Origin of the sequence: Burkholderia sp. Bp8984 (assembly GCF_003853755.1) — a bacterium.
Classification (GTDB): Bacteria; Pseudomonadota; Gammaproteobacteria; order Burkholderiales; family Burkholderiaceae; genus Burkholderia.
The window spans coordinates 1-627 of the sequence record NZ_QTQN01000106.1 but is presented as its reverse complement, the minus strand read 5'-3'; the positions used below and the strand labels follow the sequence as shown (position 1 = coordinate 627).

The following is a 627-nucleotide window of genomic DNA, read 5'->3' as shown; positions in this document are numbered from 1 at the left end:
CCGTCCGGCTCGGGCAAGTCGACGCTGATCAAGACCGTGAACGGCCTCGAGCCGTTCCAGCAGGGCGAGATCCTCGTGAACGGCCAGTCGGTCGGCGACAAGAAGACGAACCTGTCGACGCTGCGCTCGAAGGTCGGGATGGTGTTCCAGCATTTCGAGTTGTTCCCGCACCTGTCGATCACCGAGAACCTGACGCTCGCGCAGGTCAAGGTGCTCGGCCGCGGCAAGGACGAAGCGGCCGAGAAGGGCATGAAGCTGCTCGATCGCGTCGGCCTGAAGGCGCATGCGCACAAGTTTCCGGGCCAGCTGTCGGGCGGCCAGCAGCAGCGGGTCGCGATCGCGCGCGCGCTGTCGATGGACCCGATCGCGATGCTGTTCGACGAGCCGACGTCCGCGCTCGATCCCGAGATGATCAACGAAGTGCTCGACGTGATGGTCGAACTCGCGCAGGAAGGCATGACGATGATGGTCGTCACGCACGAGATGGGCTTCGCGAAGAAGGTCGCCCATCGCGTGATCTTCATGGACCAAGGCGCGATCGTCGAGGACGACCGCAAGGACGATTTCTTCTCGAATCCGAAGTCGGACCGCGCGAAGGACTTCCTCGCGAAAATCCTGCACTGAGCG

Annotated in this window: 1 protein-coding gene; it reads left to right on the top strand. The window is 63.5% G+C overall.

Translation table 11 applies throughout. The features are described 5' to 3' along the window. Window positions 1-624 (top strand): amino acid ABC transporter ATP-binding protein (locus DID98_RS35540; protein WP_148093565.1); only part of this gene is annotated, 624 nt, incomplete at its 5' end. Between the last annotated feature and the right edge of the window lie 3 nt (window positions 625-627).